This window comes from Actinopolyspora alba (assembly GCF_900112765.1).
Lineage (GTDB): Bacteria > Actinomycetota > Actinomycetes > Mycobacteriales > Pseudonocardiaceae > Actinopolyspora > Actinopolyspora alba.
Genome location: NZ_FOMZ01000006.1, coordinates 152240 through 172579 on the forward strand (window position 1 = coordinate 152240; position 20340 = coordinate 172579).

The following is a 20340-nucleotide window of genomic DNA, read 5'->3' on the forward strand; positions in this document are numbered from 1 at the left end:
TCGGAGCGCGGCGTCGGGCCGGTCAGGGTTCGTCGAGGGGCATGGTGCTCGCGAGTTTGGTGTCGATGTCGGAAATTTGGACCAGCATGTGCCCGTCGACGGTGGACGCGGTGCACACGCTGGCTTCCGCATCGTGGTGCAACTCGATTCCCGAAGGATGGCGGCGGGCCAGCCGTGCATCGTTGTCCGTCGTGTAGAGGTCGATGTGGCCTAACCGCAGTGGAACCGACGTGGCGATCGTGTCCTGTTCCGTGGTGACGAAGGAGCGGCTCCGTATGAGGGAGTCGAGCAGGAGTGCGGGCAATCGCAGCGCGGAAAGCCCGTCGGTGCTGTCGATACCGGGTAGCCATCGCCCCCGGCCACCGTGCGGGTCAACGGTAACGGCGGTGGTGGTGCGGAAGATCCCGCTCAAGTTGATCTCGGATTCCGGCCTGGTGAAAGGATCGACGGTGCGGACGGCGTCTGCCGGAACGGGTGGGGGCTGCCATGTGGGCGGTGTGCGGGGGGATCCGAGGAGGACTTCGGCACGACAGTGTTCGCGATCGTGTTGCAGGATCCGTCCGTCGGGAGCGACTACGTCGGACAGAACTGTGACCAGCACGCGATGTGTTGGCGTGTCGTGTGCCAGGAGTTCGGCACGGATGCCGTAGGGAACGGGTTCGCCTCGGGAGAGGGCGAAGGCGAAGTGGTCGAAGCGAACTTCCCGCCATCCGCGAACGACGGTTCCGGGTACTGTCGCCATGGCGGCTTCCCCGGCCAGCGCGACCATGAATTGCCCGGGCAGCACGGGTTTGCCCGCGATGACGTGTTCCAGCGGAAAACCGTCACGCTTGAGGTCCGCTCGCCAGGACCACGTGGCCTGGCCATCGTCGTGGTGCTCAGGCTCGGCCAGCACGCCCTGGCCCACTCTGTCGGTGCTCTCACTCGTTTCGAGATGACCGGTCAACAGTGCGGTGTGGGTACGCCCGGTGTTGTCCGGCAGGTGTAGAGCATAGGATTCGGGCGCGCGTGCGGTGCTGAGCTCAGTGAGGAAGTCGGTGGCGCCTTTGGCGTTGCTGATCGGCTCCGGCAGATGTTTTGTCGCCGATTCCGGGGTGTTGGCACGCATGCCGGCCTCGCCCCACAGGCTCCAGCCGATGGTGAATTCCGTACCACTACCACGCCGGTCGGTGTGGCGCGCGGCGTTGGCCAGGTACTCGTTGGCCGGGACGTAGTCGGTTTCACCGTCGAGCCCGACTGTGCCGAGGGCGGAGCCGAAGTTGCACCAGTAGCCGGGTTCGGGGTCGCGGAAGGCCGCTTTGAGATTATGGTACCCGGTGACTTTGGGATCGCGTACGGCACGGTAGTCACTCAGTGTTTTCGATTCGAGGGCCGCGGAGCGGTTACGGCCGGCCGCGTGCACGAGCAGGTCGACATGACCGTCTTCGGCGTGGATCGCGGTGGCGGCGTGCCGGACCTCGTCCGGGTCGGTGACGTCACATCGCAGGTAGCGCACGCGCTGGTTACCGAGGAGTTCGCGGAGATTGTCCAAGGTGGCTGTGACCTCGCGGGCGCGTAGGAGTTGGTCGAAGCGGGCGTTGAGTTCGGGGATCGTGCGGTCGGGTTCGGCACGCCGAGCCTCGTTCAGGTACCGCGCGCGCAGCTTCGGGAGCTCTTCTTCGGTGGCGTCGCTGATCTCCGGCGGTATGGCTTGGTCCGGTGGGGTGCTGCCCAGCAGCCACAGCTTGGGGCGTGCCTGACGGGCGAGCGCGGTGAGGGCCACGGCCGTGATGCCGCGGGCCCCGCCGGTCGCGACGACGACAGAGGAGGAGTCCACGATCAACTCCCGTGTGGCGGCTGCCGGCAAGGGGCGGAGCCGTTCGAGGTATCGGGCGCCGTTGCGGTACAGGACCAGGGTGTGTTCGTCGTCGGCGGCGGATTCCCGTTGGAGCTCGTCGAGGGCATCGCTCAGTTCGGCGTTGGTGGCCACCGCCCACACCGGTGTGTTCAGCTCGCGGCGCAGGCTTCGGAGGAATCCGCTGATGAGGGTCAGATGCGGGTGCGGATTCTCCGTTCGAAGGGTGTCCAGCAGCAGTGCGGCCACGGATCCGTCGCGTAGCCGCGTTCCCAGCCGTTGGCAGACCAGCACGGCCAATTCCGGCAACCGAAGCAGCGGTTGCGGTGGTGGGGTCGGCCATGGCTGGGTGGTTTCCCGCGAGGAGGCGATGATCCGCACGTGTGGGCTCGCCTGTTCGATGACGTCGAGGGCAGTGCCGAGTTCCGAAGCGGAGGGATCGACAACGGTGGCCACATCGGATGGTGTGTCCGGGTCGGTGGACAGCAGAATCGCGCCGGTGTGGTAGATCCTTTCGGAGAGCTGCTTGGCCAGCTCCGCCGAGCCGACGAGTGCGATACCGCGTGGTGGGATGCTCGGCAATTCCGGGCCGGCGGGAACCAGCTCGACGCGTCGGGTAACCGGCGTGTAGCGCTCGATTGGTATCGCTGTCCCACCTGGGGAAATGTCGGATGTGGCGGGCGAGGTGGCAGGTCGCGGTGAAGGTGGGGTTCCTGCGGCGTCCGTTGTCGTCGTTACGGTGATGCGCGGACCGCGGTCGCGGGTGTCGATCTCGGTTTCCGGCGTACCGGATTCGACCGCGCGGATCAGCGCCGGCGCCGCGTCGGCCGCCAGATAACTGGGCTCGTCGTCGGTGCCCCATTCCAGAGCCGGTGGGGTCCCGTTCGGCTCGGCGTGCTGTAACGCACTGTGGATGCGTGCCAGGATCGGCCATCCCTGCTGGTGGGCGAGCCCTTCCCGGGTCAGCGCGAACAGGAACGCACCCTCGGCCAGTTGATGCTGTGGGAGTTCGACGATCTCGGCCATCTCCGGGGTGGTGTTGCCGTTGGCGCCCAGCACCAGGGCGAGATCGAGTTCGCCGGTACGCAGGTACTGACCGGCGACATCGAGAGCGGCCGTGGTAGAGGCGTGTCCGGAGTCCACGGTCATGGACGGCCCGTGCAGGTCGAACCGGTTCGGGATGCGGGAGGCGACGATGTTGGTCATCACCCCTGGCATCGACTCCTCGTTGGAGGCGGGCACGGTCTGCCGGTGCGCGTGCAAAAAGTCCCGCATGGCCTGCTCGTCCTCATTCGGACTGTCACTTTCCCACCGCACAGCCGCCAGCAGCTCGTCGGTACCCACGCGCAGGGTGTAGTCGGCCATCGCGCGGGGTGGGCCCATGTGGGCGGCGATGACACCGGTGGTGTCGCGGTGATCGGCCCACAATTCGCCGTGTTCGCTGGTGAACTGGTGGGCGACTTCCAGAGCCATCAGCTGGCAGCGGTCGATACCGCGGGCGGTGGTGTCGGGCAGGCGCCGCACCGGGATCGGCGGCAGCGGGTAGTCCTCACCGAAGGAACGGGGCGGGGCCTTGCCCTGACCGATCAGCCACTGTCGGACCGCGTCGTGGTCGGGATGGCCGGGTAGATGAGCGCTCCAGGCGATCAGCACCATCTGATCCTCGCTCTGGGGCGGTCCAGAAGTCGGGAGCGGTTCGGTGGTGGACAGCTCCGGCTCGCTGACGAGTTGGTGGGCATTGGTTCCGCCGAAGCCGAATCCGGATACACCCACCACCGACGGGTGGTCACGGTTGTCGTTCCAAGTGAGGTCGGTGGTGGGGACAGTGATCGTGTCCGGGGGCACGTCCGGGGGCAGGGTGGCGAAATGCTGTTGGGCCGGGATGCGCTTGTGCCGCAACCCGAGCAGGGCGTGGATGAGGGAGAGCAGCCCTGCGGTCCAGCCGCCGTGACCGACCAGGGACTTGTTCGAGGTTACGGGCAGACCACCGATTCGCGCGCGGTGTGCGAGGGTTCGCAGCTCAACAGTGTCGCCGGCGACGGTGCCGGTGCCGTGCCCGACCACCCAACCGACGTCCTCGCTGGTCGTCCCGTTGACCGTGCGGGCCCGGTCGATCGCCAGGCCCTGGCCGGTCTCGCTGGGAGCGGCGATCGCCTGGCCACTGCCGTCGGAGGCCCCACCGAACCCGGTGAGTACCCCGAGGATTTCATCGCCGTTGTCACGGGCGTCGGACAACCGTTTCAGTGCGACGATGCCGGCGCATTCGCTGAACAGTACACCGGTTGCGTCGGCGTCGAAGGCACGCACCTCCCCGGTCCGTGATAGACCGCGCAGCTTGGAGAACAGCACCATAACCCGTCGGTCGACCGTGCCGGTTCCGCCGCACATGGCCAGATCGCAGCGGCCGGACAACAGGTTCTTGACTCCGATGTCCACCGCGTACAACGAGGAGGAGCAGGCGGTGTCCACGGCCAACGTGTCGGAACTCTCCGGCAGCAGACCGCTCATCGCGGTACGCAGCACCATGTCGGGCAGGCAGTAGCGGGGGCGCGTACCGGCATGCTGGAAATGGCGACGCAGCACCTCGCGTAACCGCTCCTCGTGTCCGTTACCGGACAGCCGGGCCGCTGCGCCACGGGTTCCCGCATGGACCAGCAGGGAATCCTCGAGGCTCTGACTGCTGCCGGTCCAGGCTCCGGCGTAAAGCCCGCAACGGGTGTCCTGACCGATCGTGATCCCTTCCCGAGCCTGCAGCAGCGCGTGTCGCAGGAACAACGGTGCGAGATCCTGCCGCGACCAGTGCCCCTCCGCGAGCTCCGCCGCGAGTGTGGGGTGTGGTTGGAAGTCGCGGATGAATCCGAATACCCGGGAGTAACCCTTGTCCTCGGCTTCCGGGGCGGCCGAGTGGATGTGGTCCACGTTGAAGCGGGGTGGCTCGCCGAAAGCGTCCTCGGACTGGCCGAGCAGACGCCAGAACTCCTCGGGATCGTTGGCGCCTGGCGCGACCAGTCCGGTCCCAACTACCGCGATCAGTCGGTCCTCAGCTGTGCGATCCCGTTGGGGGGAGTGATTGCGCGGAGGCTCTGTCACAGTCGTTGGTTCGGCCGTGCTTTCGGTCCCGACGCGTGTCGTGGGTGTTTGCTGCGCCGCCGGTAGGAGCCCGCGCTGTTGTGCGGGGAACGTCGTGGTCCACGTCGGTGGATCGCTGCGTGGCGGCGAGAGACTGGCGTTGAACAGAGTCAGACCGCCATCGACGACCAGCGTCTGACCAGTGATGCCCGCCGCTAGTGGGGAGGCCAGAAACAGCGTGGCACCGGTGAGGTCATCCTCGGTAGACAGTCGCCCCAGGGGGGTACCGGCGGTGATTGTGGCGGCCATTCGGTCGCTATCGGGGAACAGGGGAAGGGTGTCGTTGTCGAGGAGTCCGCTGGAGACGACATTCAGTCGAATTCCTGCGGGGGCGAGTTCGGCCGCTAGATGACGACTCAAGGATTCCATGGCCGCCTTCGCCGCTCCACCTGGAGCGAAGTTGCCGAAGGCGTACTGGGCGGCGATGGCCGAGATGTTGACGACCACTCCGCCGTCTCCCAGCTCCAGCAGGGGCACCGCGTATTCGATGCACCATCTGGTCCCGTGCAGATCGACATCGAGCACTCGTTTCCATTCCGAGTCCTCGGTGCGTCCGATCGGATCCATGGCACCGCGGGCAGCATTGTTGACCAGCACGTCGAGGCCGCCGTGGCGGCGGTGGACCTCGGTGAACATTTCCGCTACCTCAGTGCGGCGTGCCACCGAGGCCCGCAGCATCTCGGCGGAGCCGGGCGTGTCCTGAGTGATGGTGGATACCAGTTCGCGCGCCTCGTCGGCGGAATGGAAGTAGTTGACGATCACGTGCGCGCCGCTGTGAGCGAAGGCGGTGGTGATAGCACCTCCGACGCCTTTGGCCCCGCCCGTTACCAGAACGACCTTGCCGGTGAAGTCGGTGATCATGGTGATTCTCCCGGGGCTGCTCAGCGGCTTTCGACCGGTTCTCCCGCTGCCAGCAGGTGCAACAACTCGGCCAGTCGTGGAAGGGTCGAGTACGCCCGCATCCGAATGTTGTTCGGCGGATTGGGGACGCCGTACTGGTCCAACACCTTGGTGAACAGTTCGACCTGTTTGACGGAGGAGATCCCCAGGTCGGCCTCCAGATCCGCGTCCTCGGTGAACACGTCAGTGGGATAGCCCACGGACTCGGCGAACAGTTGCCGCAGCTGTGCCGCCAGGTCCTGTCTCGGAGGCAGCGATGCGCTGTTGCTCTCGGCGGGAATCCCGTTCGTGGACGCGCCGGGGTCCGCGGCAGGTGTTTCCGGAGCTGGTGGTTGCTCGGGCGGCGGCGGTGAGACGTTGTCGCCGGACGGTTCGGTGTTCCACGTCGTCGTCTCGGCTGTGGTGCGGATCTGCTCGATGATGTCTGTCGCCGAGGTTCGGCGGCTCAGCGGAGCCAGGCTGCGTACCCCGGGCAGGGTTTGGCCGACGAGGGTGGTCAGTGCCTGCCTGGGACCTCCCTCCACGAACACCGAGATACCGCGGTCGGACAAGGCGCGCGTGGCTTGCAGGAAGTTCACGGGCCGGTGCAGATGTCCCGCGTACAGCTCACGTACATCCTGCGGACCGGCCAGGTAGCGTCCCAGCATCGGGGAATAGATCCTCGGCCACGGGTCGTGATCAACGATGGTGTCCAGCACCTCGGTGAGCCGCTTGGCAACAGGGGCGAACACCGGGTTGTGGAACGGGTAGGCGCTGGCCAGCCGAGTCGTTCTCAACCCAGCCGCCTCCGCCACCTGCTCGAGCCCCCGCAGTCCCCGCTCCGAGCCGGACACGACGGCCTCGTGGGGCGAGTTGTCCGCGGCGATGCTCAGCGACCAGTCATCCACCGTGCCGGTCAGATGCACGACCCGCTGTGCGCCGGCCTTGACCGCGAGCATTCCTCCCTCCGGCAGCGCGGCGCTGTCCAACAGCTGGTGGCGCCAGCACAGCATGCGCGTGGCATCCCGCACTGACACCGCACCGGCGGCGGCCAACGCGGTGATTTCCCCGATGCTGTGCCCCACCAGAACATCACCGGGCACTTCCGCCGCCTTGAACAATTCGTAGGCACCCAGCGATGCCGCGAAAATCGCCAGGGACAGCTCGGAGGGACGCGAAACCAAAGCGTCCAGATCCGCGGCGTCCGAGCTGAGTACCAGCGGGCTCACCGCGGTGTGTCCGTACTCGGCAACGGTACGGTCGATCTCCTCGAGTACCGGCCGCACTCCCGGATGGTCGGCGGCGTTGGCGAGAACTCCCGGCAGGTAGGAGCCCTGCCCGGGGAAGAGGATCGCCGTGTGGTCGCTCATCTGTCCTCCTCGCGAAAGATGGGAACCGCGGTGTTGTCACCGAGTTCGGTCGTGGTCTCGCCCTGCTGCCGGGGCTCGCGCCCCAGGAAGGTGAGAAGCCGTTCGTCCGCGCTTGCATGAGGGGGAGAGTCAGTCGGTGTGGCGAAACTGGGCAGTTGATGGGGTACGCCTCCGCCGAGCTGCGAGGCGAAGGGCAACACCGTCTCGGCGAGAGGTTCCGGAATCCGTACGGCCCGGCCGGTGCTACGCCCGATGTCCCAGCCGTGTACCGACCACTCGAGCAGGCACAGGGAGACGAACAGTGGCGTAGGGGGCCGTGGCAGACGCAGCAGGGTGCAGGTCAGGCGTTCGGAGGAACTGACCCCCTGGTACATCCTCACCAGAGGATCCGAGACACGGTGGAAAGCGGCCACAGGATCCCCGCCCAGGTAGCCGCGTTCAGCCGTGGTGTCCGGGGCGATGTCTTCCGGTCCGATCGGCTCGCCTCTGCTCATCCGTCCGAGTGCCTCGGTCGTGGCGATCACATGGTTCACCAGATGCCGCAGTGTCCATCGGTCACACGTCGTGTTCCCCGCGGTGTCGGAGTGCCCCACGTTCGCCATGTTCGTCGCGACGAAATCCCGGGCGGTCCGCAGCAGGTAGTACGACATCCTTGCCCCTTTCGTGAGTGGCCGCACCTTTCCGATCCGCGACCGGAACATCGAGCGCACCCGGGTGTGTTGAGTACGCACTGTGAAATCCCACCGAACAGAGCACAAGAATCTGTTTCACCAGACGAAACAACCACTGCCCGGGTTATGACTGAGCGACCTTGTACCGTTGGTCGGGTGTATCGTTGGGGGTCTTCCGTTTGGGAGCGGGCCGGGCGGCATGAAACACGTTGCTCGCCCGCCACGTGCCCCCGCACTGTGCGAGGGAACGGCGTCCTCGTCGGATTCCGACCGTCGACTCACCATCCACGCTGCGAACGGCCGAACACGATCAACGAAGCACCCACCATTTCGAGTACGTGGGGTTCGTGGGAGCGCCGTTCTCGTCCGTTTTGGCGTATTCGCACCACACAGCGATGTTGATGATGTCACGTTTGAGGGTACGTACGGGCGTGGGCGGAATCGTCGGGGAATAATCGAACGGCGAAAACCGGCAGTCGTGCCATTATTTCTCCCGAAGCCGTTGTGAGGATGTATGCCCCGCCATTTCGCGTTCGTCGCGCCGCCGTTCGACGGGCACGTGAACCCGACCCTGCCGCTGGTGGAGGAACTGTGCCGCCGGGGCCATCGGGTCAGCTATGCCACCGGCAACCACAAACTGGACACCGTTGCCGCCGCGGGGGCGTGGGGTGTCGACACGCGAGTGGACGTTTCCGTGCCGCCGACACCGTCGCTGGACGAGATCACCGTCGAGATGATCTCCCACATGATGCACATGATGCTCGATCACACCCGGGACAGTCTTCCGGTGTTGCGCGAGCACTTCGCGGCGGACCCGCCGGAAGCCGTGTGCTACGACATGATGAGCCTGGGTGGGCCCATGCTGGCCGAGGCACTGGGGGTTCCCGCGGTGGCGCTGGTGCCCAGTTTCGCCGCCAACGAGCGGTTCTCACTGATGAAGTACTTCCTGCCGGACGGTCTCGACCCGGACCACCCGGCGTTGCGGGAGATCTCCACGCGTCACCACGAACTGGCCGAGCAGTTCGGCGTGTCGGCTCCGGAATCGATGTTGGCACCCACCCCGGCCGGGTTGAACCTGGTTTTCGTGCCCCACCAGTTCCAGCCCGCCGCCGAGACCTTCGACGAGCGCTTCCGTTTCCTGGGGCCGTCGATGGGGAACCGGGCACGAGGGGACTCCTTCGCACCCCGCGACGAGCACGCGCCGCTGCTGTTCATTTCGTTGGGCACCACGTTCAACGAGCGTCCCGATTTCTACCGCGAATGTGTTCGCGCCTTCGGTGACAGCGGGTGGCAGGTGGCGATGTCCATCGGGGACCGGATCGAACCCGACGAGTTGGGCCCGCTGCCCGCCAATTTCGACGTGCGTGCCCGGTTTCCGCAGCTCGAGGTGCTGCGGCACGCCGATGTGTTTCTCTCACACGCGGGGATGAACTCCACGATGGAGTCGCTGTATCACGGGGTGCCACTGGTGACCTATCCGCAGATGGCCGAGCAGCGGGCCAACGCCGATCAGGCCGAGAAACTGGGGCTGGCACGACGACTGCCCGACGATGTCGACGCCGCCGCGCTGCGCAAGACCGTCGACGAGGTCGCCGGTGACGAGTACCTGCGCGCCACGGTCACCGCCACCGCGGCGGGCATACGTGGCACCGGCGGAGCGGTGGCCGGTGCCGACGCGCTGGAGGCCCACCTGGCACGGTCCTGAGTTCCCGGCCCGCCCTGAACGAGCTCGGCGCTGCTCGTCGGGCGTTCCTCGTTCCGCGGGGCGCACCGGATGTCCCGTCCGTATCGGGGAAGTCGAAGGGCGGGCCGGTGGCGGCTACGCCCAGCCCGCCAGACGTGCCACGGTCGCGGTCAGCCCGGTGACGGCGAAGCCCAGCCCGATCGGCAGCAGCGTGGCCACCGTGGTCCATTTCGGGCTTTTGGTTTCGTTCCAGATGGTGAGGATGGTGGTGCTGCAGGGATTGTGCAGCAGGCTGAACAGCATCAGGTTCACCGCGGTCAGCAGGGTCCACCCGCCGGCCTGGGTCAGCACCGTGTGGGTCTGGGCAGTGCCGAGCTCGAGCATCACACCCTGCTGCGCGTCGAACAGGTTGGTCCCCAGCGTCATCGTCAGCATCAGGATGGTGGGGATGATGATCTCGTTGGCCGGGATCGCCACGAGGTAGGCCAGCAGGATGATGCCGTTGAGGCCGAGCACCCATCCCAGCGGGTCGAGCGCGCCCACCAGGTGCGCGGCGATGCTCGCGTCGGCGATGGTGACGTTGCTGATCAGCCAGACGACCGCTCCGGCGGGGGCGGCCATGACCACCGCGCGGCGCAGCACTTTCAGGGTGCGGTCGATGAGGCTGGTGTAGAGGGTGCGCCACACCTTCGGTGGGCGGTAGGGGGGTAGTTCCAGGGAGTAGGTGGAACTGTGACCGCGCAGTACCGTTTTCGACAGCGTCCAGGACACCAGCAGGGTGACCAGCACACCGAGAAACGCCACGGTGACCACGCTGGCCGCGGCGATCACGCCCGCCAGGGCGGGCGGGGCGAGCGCCCCGATGAAGATCGTGCCCATCAGTATGAGGGTGGGCCAGCGTCCGTTGCAGACGCTGAAGTTGTTGGTGATGATGGCGATCAGCCGTTCCCGGCGGCTGTCGATGATTCTGGTGGCGGTCACCCCGGCCGCGTTGCAGCCGTAGCCCATCATCATCGACAGGGACTGTTTGCCGTGCGCGCCCGCTTTGGCGAACAGCCGGTCGAGGTTGAACGCCACCCTCGGCAGATAGCCGAAATCCTCCAGCAGGGTGAACAGTGGGAAGAAGATGGCCATGGGGGGCAGCATCACCGCCACCACCCAGGCGGTGGAGAGATATACCCCGTCCAGCAGCAACCCGGTCACCCAGTCGGGGGTCGGCAATGGTGCCACCAGCGCGTGCAACCGGCTGTGACCGTAGTCGACCAGCACGTTCGACAACAGGCTCGACGGGCCCGCGGCGCCGGAGATGGTGAACCAGAACACGCCGAAGAACAACAGGCCCATCGCCACGAACCCCCACACCCGGTGGGTCAGCGCCCGGTCGAGCAAGCGGTCGAGGGTCAGTTTCGTTCCGTCGTGGCGTTCGGTGACGCTGGTTTCGGTGATGCGTGCGGCGTCGCTGTAGAGGGATTCGACGACCTCGTCGCGGAATCCCTCGGGGAGGCCGTCGCGCAGCCGGGCGGCGTGGTCGAGGATCGAGGAGCTGGTCATGTCCCTGTCGTTTCGGATGAGACGGCGTGTGGTGTCGCTCCGCTCAGCCGGTCCAGGGTGCCGTCGGTGACGGCGCGTTCGATGCCCGGATCACCTTCCAGCAGGCGCAACGCGATCCACCTGGTGTTGGCCAGTCCGGGGTGGTCCCGACGGAGTCGTGCGGCCAGTTCGGAGACGGCGTGTTCGGTGCGGTCGTCGCCGTGCCGGACGCGCCGCGCCCGGGTGGCCACTGTCCCCAGCGCGACCTGTTCGATCGCTTCCAGCAGCGTGTCCAGTCCTTGGCGATTTCGTGCCGTCATGGGCACCACCGGCACCCCGAGCTCGCGTGCGAGGTGGCGCTGGTCGAGCGCGAGACCGTGCCGATGGGCCTCGTCGACCAGGTTGAGCGCCACCACCACCCGGCCGGTGACCTGCAGGATCTGCAGCACGAGGTTGAGGTTGCGCTGCAGGCGGGTGGCGTCGACGACGACCACTGTCACGTCCGGCTGGCCGAACAGCAGGAAGTCCCGGGCGACGTCCTCGTCCTGGCTGTCGGACAGCAGTGAGTACGTGCCGGGAAGATCGATGAGCTTGTAGTGTCGCTGGCGGTACCCGAATCCCCCTTCGGCGCCGGTGACGGTTTTGCCGGGCCAGTTGCCGACGTGCTGGCGCAACCCGGTCAGCGCGTTGAACACCGTGCTCTTGCCGGTGTTCGGGTTGCCCGCCAGTGCCACCACGTGGTCGTGTCCGGAGACGTCGACGCCGAGCGCGCGCAGCTGGGCGGCGTTGTTGAACACGCAGGTTCCGCATGCCGTGTTCGCGGCGGGTGGTGGGCTCGCGCTCGGGGTGGGCAGGTCTTCTGCCACGGTGGTCACTCCTGTTCGACGGTGATGTGAATACCGCGGGCCTGTTCGCGGCGCAGTGCGATCACGCTGCCCCGCACGAGATAGGCGGTGGGGTCGCCGAGCGGGCTGACCCGATCGATGTGGATCCGGGTCCCGGGCAACATTCCCAGATCCATCAGGCGCCGTCGTTGGGGACCGTGGATGTTGACCGATGTCACCGTGGCCGTCTGGTCCCGCCTGAGCCGGTCCAGCGTCGTGGCCGTGCTCGCCACCCCCGACCCCTCTGCTGCTACGTCGTGCACAACCAAAAGTTTAGGCGAACCGAAAACTGTTGTTAAGCCGGGACGCAAAACTCGGACAGCCGTGCTGAAAACAGTTCGTGACGGGCGATTCGCCCACAGCGGGCGTGGTCGATGGCAACAGTGGCGCTGCTACGGTCCGAGCTGGTAGGTCTCGATGACCACCAGCGGCTCAGCCCCGGTTCAGTGGACGGTGCGCTGCGCCGTGCGGGACTGCGACCACGTGAAGTGACCGCCGTTTCCGGCGGTGTCCACTTCTGGTCGACCGCCGGGAACGGGATCTGCGTCAACGGCGAGATCGATGATCATGACGTGTCGATACGGGCCGAGGGCCCGAGTGCGGACGGCGGCTGCGCGGAGCCCGACGGCGGTCACTGAGGCGTCGGGCCGGGGACTGCGCGGGCCACCCCCGGGCAGAGGACTACTGCGGTATTCACCACAGACTCATGTGATGCAGGCGGGGCCAGATTTGTGACCAGGGGAGTTTCGGGTCGCGCAGCACCCAGATACGCATGTCGTCGTAGTAGGTCCGAAAAGCCGGATCCGTCTCGACCGACCCCGCCGAACGGACCGTGCCGAACAGTTGGCGCAGTTGTTGTGGATCACCACCCAGGTAGACCACACGACGCACCGCGTCGTCGGGTCTGCCGAAGTACCAGAAGCCACGGCTGGGGCTGTAGACGTCGGAAACACCGCGCTCCGGCCCGTAGTGATGCAGCGCTCCCGCCGACCAGTAGTCGTGCGTGACCACCGCGGTCGGCGCGCCGTCGTCGGGCAGTTCGCGGTAGACCCGTGCCACCTGCTCGGTGATACCGGGCCAGCCGAGGCTGGCCGTGACGACCACATTACGAGGGCTGACCCGCGAGACCGGGGTCAGTGGCAGCGTGTTCACGGCCGCGCTCAGGCTCAACGCACAGCACCCCAGCGCCACCAGCGGCAGCGACCACCGCGTCCACCGGTACCGCGAAGCGTCGAGACGCCACCACCACTGTTGCACCACCACGGCACCGGCACCGAACAGTACGGCGTAGAGCCCGGCGGTGTAGTAGGAACGACCGCTGAGCAGTATGAACACCAGCGTGACCACCAGTGCGCTCACGCCGAGGAACCGGTACGGACGCAACTTCGGGCTGATCAACAGGCCGCACAGCCCCAGCAACGCCAATACCGTGCTCGCGGGGCCGAGCTGATTGACCGAGGCGTTGAGAAACGTCCACGCGCCGCCGGTTTCGCTGTCGACGACCCGGCCCATGGCCAGCTGGGGCCAGCCGTGCCGTGCCTGCCACCACACTCCGGGCAGGACGGAGACGATCGCGATCGCACCGCCTGCCCACAGCCCGGGGCGAAGCGGTAATCGACGAGGACCGAACAGCACCGCTATCGGGAGCACGACCAGCCACAGCACGGGGATGAGGAGTTTGAACTGGACCGCGACGGCGGTGACCGCCCCCGCGGCCACCAATGTCGAATTCGCGGGTTCTCCGGCGTGGTGGCGGCGTGCCCAGCGGAGCAACAGCCATACGACCCATGCCCACAGCGTCTGGTCGAACGAGTAGGTCACCAGCAGGTGCGCCGAGGCGACCAGATGCGGGGTCAACGCGGCCACTCCGGCCACGCACGCCTGTGTCACGCGTGTGGCACCCAGTTCGCGGGCGCTCAACGCGGTCAGCACGATGTAGCCGACCGCGGCCAGCAGTGACGGTGCTCGTAGCGCGTTCAGCGATTCGGGGAACAGGGCCTGCATGGCGCTGGCCAGCAGCGGCACACCGGGGGGCTGGTCGACGTAGCCGAACGCGGGGTGATGGCCCGCGGCCAAAAAGTAGAGCTCGTCCCCGAAGTAGCCGTAGCGGCCCGTGGTCAACGCGCACACCACGGCGAAGACGACAGCGATCACACCGACGGAGACCGCGGCGAACGGCAACCGCCCGGTGGCTCGGGGGCCGGGAGCGGGCAGGGTATCGACTCTGCCGGCCGTGGCCGGTGGTGCTGTGGACAATGCGCTCCCTGGCGACAAAGGAATCGGTCGAGTGTGGACCGTTCCGATTATGCCCGATCCCAACCGAAGACGATTCAGCGTTTCTTCGGAGCCGGGTCCTTACGAAGCAGGTCCGGGCCGAGGATCCGTCGCACGACACGGCGGGCGAGGCTGCGTCGTTTCTGCGGTTGTCCGACCTCGGCTCCGTTCGACGGGGTCGAGGTTTCGGTGGTCTCGCTGGGCACGGACGACTGCGGTTCCCCTACTGGCGTGGCGCTGACTGTAGGAGAGTCGTCCGGCGGGTGGGGAGCGGCGGTCACCGGTTCGGCGGTCAACCGTTTGGCGAACTCCGGAGTTTGGTCACGGATCGCGGGTATGAACGGCTGGGTGACTTCGAGCCGTTCCGCCCAGGGAGCCGGGGTCGGTGGCTGTTCAGGGAAGACGAGTTCCCCCTCGATCCGGGTGGTCAGCGGCCCGGCGTCGTCTGCGGCGTCCCTGTGCGGTTGTTCGGTTGGCACCATGGGCTGGAACCAGGTCCGAGCACGGTCGTCTTGAAGTGTCATCCGTCTTGACTCGTGATAGGAGCAACGGTCAGTAACACCGGCGGGTGATCCCGTCCGGTGTGACAGAGCCTACCGGTAACACTGCGATAAAGCACCACCCGTCTGTGCTGGACAACGACACAGCAAGATCACAGCGGTGCTGCGAACCTCTTCGTGATCCCGCTGAGCTGGTATTGCGCGGTTGGGAGCAGGGGAGTGTGGCACTTGTTACCTCTTGTCGCCGCCACGGCGGCCGGGCGTGTTCCGTGACCGCGCCGCGACTTTCGGTGCCCATGTCGACAGCACCGACACATCGGTCGGATCCTGCGGCCACGAGGTGCCTGCCCGTGGCGATCACGCCCCCACGGCAGCCCCCCGTGCCCACCGGTGGTGAGGCTATCCCGTGTCCGAGCGAGTGATCAACGGATCTCCTCGTTCGAGTCAACGATCCCGCCGAGTGACCACCCGGGCCAGTTCTGCCAGTTCCGAACCGGCTCTCCGCTGCGTTCCCGCCGTGGTCAGCTCGGTCAACGCCAACGACAACAACCGATCGGCCTCGTCGAGACTGAACTGCTTACCACCGGCCGACTCGACGAGTTCGGCCACCCGGGCCAGTTCCGGAGCCGACAGCGGATGTCCGCGGTAGTACAAGGTGCGCAACTGCTCGGCGGCAGGGGTGGTGGTGCTCAGCGCGGCCAACACCGGCAGGGTCTTCTTCCTGGCCCGCAGGTCGGAGTGGACGGGTTTTCCGGTGTGCCGCGGATCGCCCCAGATACCGAGCAGGTCGTCGACGTGCTGGAACGCCAACCCGAGATACTCGCCGAAGGCGCGTAGTTTGTCCACGCGCGGTCCTGTCACACCCCCGAACGAGGCCCCGAGCGCACACGCGCACCCCAACAGCGAACCGGTTTTGGCGGTGGCCATGCTTTCGCACTCGGCCAGGGTGACGTCGTGGCGACGTTCGAAGTCCATGTCCGCGCTCTGCCCCCGTATCAGGGTGTGTACCGCGTTGCTGAGGGTGCGCACGGCTTCGGCGGCCGCGGGGTGTTCGCTGGCCACGAGCACGTCGGTGGCCGTGGCCAGCAAGGCGTCCCCGGCGAGGATCGCCTCTCCGGAGCCGAACACGGCCCAGGCGGTACGGCGGTGTCGTCGGGTTTCGTCGCCGTCGATGACGTCGTCGTGCAGCAGGGAGAAATTGTGCACCAGTTCCACGGCCACCGCCGCGGGCACGGCCGCCTCGGCAGAACCGCCCACCGCTTCGGCGGTGAGCAGCACCAGCGCCGAGCGCAGCGTCTTGCCGCTCTGGCCGTTGACGGGTGTGCCGTGTTCGTCCCGCCAGCCCAGGTGATAGGTGGCCACGGCGCGGGCTGCCGGGGACAGTTGGTCGACGGTGGCGCGCAGGGTGGGAAGCACCAGTTCACGGGTGAAATCGAGTATCTCGGCGCTGGATCGGATGTTGCCGGTGTCTTCGACGGTGGCCAAGGTGATCATCCCTTGTGAGGAGGGGCTCGCGGGCCGGTGGCGAAACGAGTGGTTGAAATCGGGTCGAAGGGGTCAGTGTCCGATCTCGACGTGTTCGAGGACGCCGAGCGCGTCGGGGACCAGCACGGCCGCGGCGTAGTAGGCACTGACGAGGTAGGAGATGATGGCCTTGTCGTCGATACCCATGAACCGCGCGTTGAGGCTGGGGGCGCATTCGTGGGGTATGCCGGTCTGGTGCAGCCCGACGACGCCCTGGCTGTCCTCACCGGTGCGCATCACCAGCACGGAGCTGGTCGCGGTGTCGCTGATCGGGATCTTGTCGCAGGGCAGCAGTGGCACGTCGCGCCAGGAAAGCAGGGTGACGCCGTCGCGTTGTGTCGTCGCGGGATGGACGCCCCGTCGGTTGCATTCCCTGCCGAAAGCGGCGATGGTCCGCGGATGAGCCAGGAAGAACTCGGATTTGCGGCGGCGGGAGAGTAGTTCGTCGAGGTCGTCGGGGGTGGGTGGGCCGGTCCGCGTGTGAATCCGCTGCGACAAATCCGCATTGTGCAACAACCCGAACTCACGATTATTGACCAGCTCCTCCTCCTGACGCTCCCGCAACGCCTCAATCGTCAACCGCAACTGCTGCTCAGTCTGATTCATCGGCTGGTTGTACAAATCAGCCACCCGACTGTGCACCCGCAACACCGTCTGCGCCACACTCAACTCATACTCCCGCGGCGCCACCTCATAATCCACATACGTCCCCGCCAACAACGGCTCACCCCAATGACCCGACACCACATCAATCGACGCCTCACCGTGTTTGTTGTGTGGTGGAACCGGCCGGGACTCGGCCTGTCGTAGGTGCCGGGAGAGGTTCTCGAAGCGTTCGGTCACCTCACGTACGTCCTGTCGGGACAGGGTGAGCACGGTGCAGGGGGTGATGGCCTTGACGGTGTGTGGCCAGCTGACCTCGTCGTCGACGAGGATTCGTTGTCCGACGTGTTCGCCGTCGGCGAGTACGTCGAGGACGCTGTCGTCGCCGTACTCACCGGGGCCGATCTTGTTGGCCTTACCGTGCGCCAACAACACCACCCGATCCGCGGCCTCACCCTGTTCGGTGATCAGTTGGCCGGGGTCGTAGTGGTGCTGTGTGAACCGGTCGGCCAACACGGCCAGGGACGACTCGTCGTCGAACCCGCGCAGCAACGGCAACTCCCGCAACTCCTGCGGAATCACCCGCACCTGCGCCCCCGTGTTGGTAAACGTCAACCGCCCATCCCCCAGCTGATACGTCAACCGCCGGTTGACGCGGTAGGTGCCTGCTTCCACTTGCACCCAGGGCAGCATCCGCAGCAACCACCGCGAGGTGATGCCCTGCATCTGCGGCGCCGACTTCGTGGTTGTCGACAGCTTGCGGGCGGCTTCGACAGAAAGGCTGGAGTGTTCGGGGGAAACGCCGGTGTCCGGGTCGGAAACAGTCACGATGCGCGGTTACCAATCTGCTCGAATGCGAAAACGTGCGTTGTGGTGTGCGGCCGCGTACGAGGTGCGCACGCGGCCGGGACGGCAGCGGTGGTTATGCCGGGAAGGCAGCCGCGGTGGGACGGTCGGTGCTGGGCAGCCGATGCTGGGCCGACCGGGTCGCGGGTGCGGGGTTGAGGTTGTGTCGCGCGTTTTCCAGCAGCCAACTCAACTCACCGGTGATCCAGTGGTCGAGAGCGTCGAGGTAGTTGTCGAGCTGCCTGCCGGCCGTGGGGGAGAGCCGGTACTCGGCACGGGCCTCGGCTACGTCTCGGTTCAGCAGGGATTCGAATCGTCGCCGCCGTGTGCGAAGCAGATCGGTCAGTACGCTGACTGCGTGGTGTCCTCGCTCGTCGTGCGATCGTCTCGGTGTCGGTATCGCTGCCACCGGGACTTCACACCAGCCGCGGTGGTGCGCGACGACGAGGTCCTCGTGCAGTGCCGTGATCTCGGTGAAAACCTGCCGTAGTGAACGCATCGCGGGGTTGCGTAGCACTCCTGGTGGTATATCCGGTCCCAACCGCAGTTCGGTCAGAGCCAGCCGGAGGTGGGATCGGGCGGTTCGGTGTGGCGTTTCCAGCGGGGCGAGGAAATCGGTGGGCTCGTTCCCGACGGACTCGAACGGTTCATCCGCCGTGTGATGCAGGAATTTCCGGATGCGTTGTCGGAAACGGCGCCGCGCTTGTGCCGGGATGATCGTGGTAGTGCGGGTCCACAGCTCGGCCAGTGCCTGTTCGACCGGTTCGGTGGTGGTGGGCATATCGTCGGGATTCGGGGGCAGGAATTCGGCCAGTCGTGGCCAAGGCCGATACTGCTCTCGGTGAGCACCGTCGTTGACGAACCGTGCCCACAGACTCCAGTGGGCGATCAGGGCCAGCTCGGTCTCGCCCGCGTCGGGGAGCACTCTGGCCGCGAGCAGGGCGTAATCGTTGGTGCGTGTCGTGCTCGACAGTGCGTTCTCGGGGATCCCGTGTCGTTGGGCCCAGGTCGCGGTGCGGGATCGCAACCGTGTCAGCAGCGGGTTCGTGGTGGTCCGGTTCGTGTCGTGGCTTCGGGCGCTCCACGAGGGGAGTTCCCACCACGGTCGGGTTTCGCCGGATGTCACCGCTGGGCCGGTGTTGCCCACCGGGTGAGCGTCGTGGACAGCGGTTGTGAAACCGAGGCCGGCGGGCTGCCGTATCCGAGTGGTGTGGATCGGTCCGGTGTTCATGTAGCGAGTGGACATCGAGTGCCACTCGTGCGCGCCGGCCAACCAGTCACGCAGCCCGTGGGCATAGGCCAACACGGTTGTGCGCTGCTGTTCGGGTAGTGCGTGTTCGGTGAGCAGGGCGGGCAGACCACGGTGCAGCGTGGTCTCGAAGAGATGTACCCGTCGGGTCAGCACCGCGTTGGCGATCTCAGCGGCTCGCTGGGGTGAACATTCCAGGAAACGTTCGATGCTCAGTACCGCGTTGTCACGTTTTCGTTCCTGCCGGGTTTCGCGTTGGTAGGAGAAGAGGTCGTTGCACAGTCGTAGCGCGTCGGCGAAGCACGCCCGCAGCAGTCGTACCGGCCTGCTGCGGGCCACGTCTGGTGGCAGGGAGTCGCCGAGGGTGTACTCGACCAGTGTGGCCACCCAGCGGGCGCCGCTCGAGTGGCGGCTGTCGCGGAGATGGTCCACGGGATTGGGAATGGACGCGACTGTGCGGGATGGTTGCCGTACTCGTGCTGTCAGCAGGAGGCGGGTGTCGGCGGCCAGTCGTCGCAGCAGCCGGGGAGGGGCCGTCGCGGCGGTACGCTGCCACAACTCGGCCAACCCGCGTTCGAGTGGTGTGTTCGGCTCCGGAACGGACGCTGCGTGGGTGTGCAGGAATCCGAGGAGCCGCTGTACGTGTGATCGTGCTTCCGCGGAGGAGTCGGTGTGCTCGTCGTGAGGCGGCAGCTGATCGTCGAGGACGAACATCCACGCGTACCAGTCGGCGAGCAGGTTCAGTGTCGATACCGAGACGTCCGGGTGGGCGTAGCCGGACAACAGGGCGTAGTCGTGGTCGTCGAATTCGGTTTCGCCGGGAATCGCCGTGGCCGAAGGGTCGATTCGGGATTGGCGGAGCAGTCCGATTTCCCCCACCCACCGTGTGGTGTGTGTCCTGGCGGAGTCGACGTGCGGATGCAACCGGGCGGGGTGGGGCGTGTAGAAATCCGGAAGTTCGAAGGGGCGCATACGATCAGTCCTGACGTCCGATCTCGACGTGTTCGAGGACGCCGAGCGCGTCGGGGACCAGCACTGCCGCGGCGTAGTAGGCACTGACGAGGTAGGAGATGATGGCCTTGTCGTCGATACCCATGAACCGCACGGACAGTCCGGGCTGATACTCGTCGGGTATGCCGGTCTGGTGCAGCCCGACGACGCCCTGGCTGTCCTCACCGGTGCGCATCAGCAGTATCGAGCTCGTGCGGGTGTCGCTGACGTGCAGTTTGTTGCACGGGAAAATGGGGACACCGCGCCAGGAGGGAACTTTGTTGCCGTTGATGTCGATGCTTTGGGGGTAGACGCCCCGTCGGTTGCATTCCCTGCCGAAAGCGGCGATGGTCCGCGGATGAGCCAGGAAGAA

The 20340-nt window shown here is 66.4% G+C and carries 13 protein-coding genes and 1 pseudogene; 2 read left to right on the top strand and 12 right to left on the bottom strand.

Annotation, left to right across the window (positions count from 1 at the left end):
- Positions 1-22 precede the first annotated feature (22 nt).
- From BM150_RS10595 to BM150_RS10605, 3 genes are read right to left on the bottom strand one after another with little or no spacing between them, the layout of a single operon-like run.
- Complete coding sequence (locus BM150_RS10595) at positions 23-5824, bottom strand: SDR family oxidoreductase (RefSeq protein ID WP_092926587.1); 5802 nt, start codon at positions 5822-5824, stop codon at positions 23-25.
- A 20-nt stretch (positions 5825-5844) separates the two neighbouring features.
- Positions 5845-7212 carry an acyltransferase domain-containing protein gene (locus BM150_RS10600; protein WP_092926589.1) on the bottom strand — a complete coding sequence of 456 codons (1368 nt, stop codon included), beginning with the start codon at positions 7210-7212 and terminating at the stop codon, positions 5845-5847.
- Complete coding sequence (locus BM150_RS10605) at positions 7209-7862, bottom strand: TIGR03086 family metal-binding protein (RefSeq protein WP_175496772.1); 654 nt, start codon at positions 7860-7862, stop codon at positions 7209-7211. The genes BM150_RS10600 and BM150_RS10605 overlap by 4 nt, the downstream gene beginning before the upstream one ends.
- Before the next feature lie 535 nt (positions 7863-8397).
- Between BM150_RS10605 and BM150_RS10610 the strand changes: the two genes are divergently transcribed.
- Positions 8398-9588, top strand: coding sequence for a macrolide family glycosyltransferase (locus tag BM150_RS10610; protein ID WP_092926593.1), 1191 nt, complete (start codon positions 8398-8400; stop codon positions 9586-9588).
- Between the two features lie 114 nt (positions 9589-9702).
- On the opposite strand, the gene BM150_RS10615 is transcribed toward BM150_RS10610, so the two are convergent.
- From BM150_RS10615 to BM150_RS10625, 3 genes are read right to left on the bottom strand one after another with little or no spacing between them, the layout of a single operon-like run.
- The gene (locus BM150_RS10615) at positions 9703-11118 is read right to left on the bottom strand and encodes a nucleoside recognition domain-containing protein (protein WP_092926595.1); all 1416 of its coding nucleotides are present in this window, start codon (positions 11116-11118) and stop codon (positions 9703-9705) included.
- Positions 11115-11963, bottom strand: coding sequence for a FeoB small GTPase domain-containing protein (locus BM150_RS10620; RefSeq protein WP_245755415.1), 849 nt, complete (start codon positions 11961-11963; stop codon positions 11115-11117). The genes BM150_RS10615 and BM150_RS10620 overlap by 4 nt, the downstream gene beginning before the upstream one ends.
- A 5-nt stretch (positions 11964-11968) precedes the next feature.
- Entirely contained in the window at positions 11969-12244 is a 276-nt protein-coding gene (locus tag BM150_RS10625) for a FeoA family protein (RefSeq protein WP_245755416.1), read from the bottom strand.
- Between the two features lie 111 nt (positions 12245-12355).
- Between BM150_RS10625 and BM150_RS10630 the strand changes: the two genes are divergently transcribed.
- Complete coding sequence (locus BM150_RS10630) at positions 12356-12619, top strand: hypothetical protein (RefSeq protein WP_139219513.1); 264 nt, start codon at positions 12356-12358, stop codon at positions 12617-12619.
- Positions 12620-12674: 55 nt separating this feature from the next.
- On the opposite strand, the gene BM150_RS10635 is transcribed toward BM150_RS10630, so the two are convergent.
- From BM150_RS10635 to BM150_RS10660, 6 genes and pseudogenes are all read right to left on the bottom strand, one after another.
- Positions 12675-14237: an ArnT family glycosyltransferase gene (locus BM150_RS10635; protein WP_092926601.1), complete on the bottom strand. Its 1563-nt coding sequence runs from the start codon at positions 14235-14237 to the stop codon at positions 12675-12677.
- A 74-nt stretch (positions 14238-14311) separates the two neighbouring features.
- Positions 14312-14779, bottom strand: a complete 468-nt coding sequence (locus tag BM150_RS10640; protein WP_092926603.1) for a hypothetical protein — start codon at positions 14777-14779, stop codon at positions 14312-14314.
- A gap of 420 nt (positions 14780-15199) precedes the next feature.
- Positions 15200-16240, bottom strand: coding sequence for a family 2 encapsulin nanocompartment cargo protein polyprenyl transferase (locus BM150_RS10645; protein WP_217641540.1), 1041 nt, complete (start codon positions 16238-16240; stop codon positions 15200-15202).
- Between the two features lie 72 nt (positions 16241-16312).
- The gene (locus BM150_RS10650) at positions 16313-17710 is read right to left on the bottom strand and encodes a family 2B encapsulin nanocompartment shell protein (RefSeq protein WP_245755417.1); all 1398 of its coding nucleotides are present in this window, start codon (positions 17708-17710) and stop codon (positions 16313-16315) included.
- Positions 17711-17804: 94 nt separating this feature from the next.
- A complete protein-coding gene (locus BM150_RS10655) occupies positions 17805-19949 on the bottom strand; it encodes a terpene synthase family protein (RefSeq protein WP_092926607.1) in 2145 nt (714 codons plus the stop codon).
- Positions 19950-19953: 4 nt separating this feature from the next.
- Positions 19954-20340, bottom strand: a pseudogene (locus BM150_RS10660) (Crp/Fnr family transcriptional regulator); the annotation flags it as partial.